Source organism: Geobacillus thermopakistaniensis (genome assembly GCF_000498995.1).
Lineage (GTDB): Bacteria > Bacillota > Bacilli > Bacillales > Anoxybacillaceae > Geobacillus > Geobacillus thermoleovorans.
This window is the reverse complement of sequence record NZ_AYSF01000007.1, coordinates 1-2,586: the sequence shown is the minus strand read 5'-3', so window position 1 is coordinate 2,586 and position 2,586 is coordinate 1. Positions and strand designations below refer to the sequence as shown.

At 55.9% G+C, this 2,586-nt stretch carries 2 protein-coding genes and 1 pseudogene; all 3 read left to right on the top strand.

Annotated elements, in window-relative coordinates:
* Window positions 1-1,754 (top strand): nitrite reductase large subunit NirB (nirB, locus tag T260_RS136805; RefSeq protein ID WP_023633328.1); only part of this gene is annotated, 1,754 nt, incomplete at its 5' end.
* 313 nt (window positions 1,755-2,067) lie between these two features.
* Window positions 2,068-2,373 carry a nitrite reductase small subunit NirD gene (nirD, locus tag T260_RS0119435; RefSeq protein ID WP_031212104.1) on the top strand — a complete coding sequence of 102 codons (306 nt, stop codon included), beginning with the start codon at window positions 2,068-2,070 and terminating at the stop codon, window positions 2,371-2,373.
* An 11-nt stretch (window positions 2,374-2,384) separates the two neighbouring features.
* Window positions 2,385-2,564, top strand: a pseudogene (locus T260_RS136810) (hypothetical protein); the annotation flags it as partial.
* Window positions 2,565-2,586 lie beyond the last annotated feature (22 nt).

The window sequence follows — 2,586 nt, the reverse complement described above, 5'->3', positions numbered from 1 at the left end:
TTTTTCGGCCCATTTTTGCCGACTTGGTGGTGATGGCGGTCGGCATTCGTCCGAATGTTGATTTAGCGCGGAGAAGCGGCATTGAAGTGAATCGAGGGATCGTTGTCAATGACTACTTGGAAACGAGCGTGCCGCACATTTACGCGGTCGGTGAATGCGCGGAACATCGTGGTGTTGTGTATGGGCTCGTCGCTCCGCTTTATGAGCAGGGGAAAGTGCTGGCAGAGGCGATTTGCGGCCGAAAAGGAAAGCCGTACGAAGGATCCGTCGTCTCGACCCAACTGAAAGTGTCAGGCGTCGATGTGTTCTCAGCCGGCGAGTTTATGGACGTTGAGGGCACGGAATCGATCAAGTTGTACGACGAAGCGCGCTCGGTGTACAAGAAAGTCGTCGTTCGCCAAGGGAAAATCGTTGGTGCAGTGCTGTTTGGCGATACGAGCGAGGGCCGAAAGCTGTTCGATATGATCCAGCGCGGCGATTCGGTTGAGGCGCTCTCGCTGTCGCTGTTTGCCCCAACCGCTTCAGGCGGGAAGGGAAGTCTTGCGGCGGCGATGGCCGATGCCGATGTGGTTTGCGGCTGCAACGGGGTGACAAAAGGCGCGATTTGTCAGGCGATTGCCGAACACGGACTTAAGACAGTCGCCGAGGTGCGCGACTATACGAATGCGTCTCGCTCGTGCGGCGGATGCAAAGGGCTTGTCGCCGAGCTGCTTGAGCATATGCTTGGTGAGGAAGCGAATCGGTATGCGGTGAAAGAAACGATCTGCGGCTGCACGGACCTAAGCCGCGAGGAAGTGATTGCGGCCATTAAAGAAAAACGGCTGATGACGGTCAAAGAGGTCATGAGCGTATTGGGATGGAAAAACGAGGAAGGCTGTTCCAAATGCCGTCCGGCGCTCAATTATTACCTGGGCATGTTGTATCCGGGCGAGTACGATGAAGAAGCGGAATCGTTGTTTGTCAATGAGCGGCTGCACGCCAACATCCAGGCCGACGGCACGTACTCCGTTGTCCCGCGCATATATGGTGGGGTGACGACAGCCGAACAGCTGCGGAACATCGCCGATGTCGCGGAAAAATACAACGTGCCGATGATTAAGATCACCGGCGGGCAGCGCATCGACTTGCTTGGGGTGAAAAAAGAAGATTTGCCGCGCATTTGGGCCGATCTCGGCATGCCGTCCGGCTACGCCTACGCCAAGGCGCTTCGGACGGTGAAAACGTGCGTCGGCAAGCAGTTTTGCCGCTTTGGCACGCAAGATTCGACCGGTCTTGGCATTCGGATGGAACAAACATTTGAGCGGCTGAAAACGCCGCATAAAGTGAAAATGGCCGTCTCCGCCTGCCCGCGCAACTGCGCGGAATCGGGCATTAAAGATGTCGGCGTCGTCGGCGTCGAGGGCGGATGGGAGATTTATGTCGGCGGCAACGGCGGCACCCATTTGCGTGCAGCTGACTTGCTTTGCACGGTCAAGACGGAAGACGAGGTGATCGAGATGACCGGCGCTTTTTTGCAATATTACCGCGAGTCCGCGCATTATTTGGAACGGACGTCCAAATGGGTCGAGTGCGTTGGGCTTGAGCATATCCGCGAAGTGTTGTTCGATGTGGAAACGCGCCGCGCGCTGCTCGAACGGCTTCACAAAGCTCTTTCGGCGACAAAAGATCCGTGGCGGGAAATCGTCGAAAACGAGAGACTGCAACAAATGTTGTTCCGCGATATCGGCGACAAAGAGCCGGTGCCGGTGGAATGAAGGGGGATGGCGGCGGGCGAACGGAAAGATGGGCGGGCAAAAAAGCCGGTTGCTTCCGCCGCCCAGCCTTATCCAGCGTTTCAGCGGAGAGAAAAGAGGCTGCCCAACAGGCTGGCCTTTGACTATGCATCCATGCGAGGAGGATCAAGTGATGATGAGAGTAGAAGTGGGAACAATCGAACAGTTGCCGAAACGGCTTGGAAAATGTGTGCGTATCGGAGCGCTTGAANAATCATTCCCGGAAAACTTTGCCGAAAAAGGCTGCCCAACAGGCTGGCCTTTGACTATGCATCCATGCGAGGAGGATCAAGTGATGATGAGAGTAGAAGTGGGAACAATCGAACAGTTGCCGAAACGGCTTGGAAAATGTGTGCGTATCGGAGCGCTTGAACTTGCTTTATTTCGTACGGGTGAAGACCGGGTATATGCCGTTGAAAACCGCTGTCCGCATAAAGGAGGTGATCTGTCGCAAGGCATTGTCAGCGGCGAGTATGTGTTTTGTCCGCTTCATGATTGGAAAATTTGCCTGAAAGACGGCCGGGTGCAGGCGCCGGATGAAGGGTGTGTCAAAACGTACCGCGCGGCGGTGAAAGACGGCTTGGTATATGTCGAGCTGTAGGAAGCGGGGGAATGGCGATGACGAACGAATTGCTGCGCTACTTTCGCGCCAAGGAAAAAGAACGGGCGTCGGAAACGGCCGCCGCGACCCAATGTCCGTTTTGCAGCGTCCAGTGCACGCTTCAGCTGGTGGAGGAGCGGATTGTGGAACGGCGCCGCTACAAGGCGGTCCCGACCGACAACCCGTTTTCGGCTAAATTTTAAAAGGACCTGC

Bases quoted from the DNA above. Each gene is read 5' to 3' on its own strand.
- nirD (WP_031212104.1), top strand. From the start codon at position 2,068: ATGATGAGAGTAGAAGTGGGAACAATCGAACAGTTGCCGAAACGGCTT.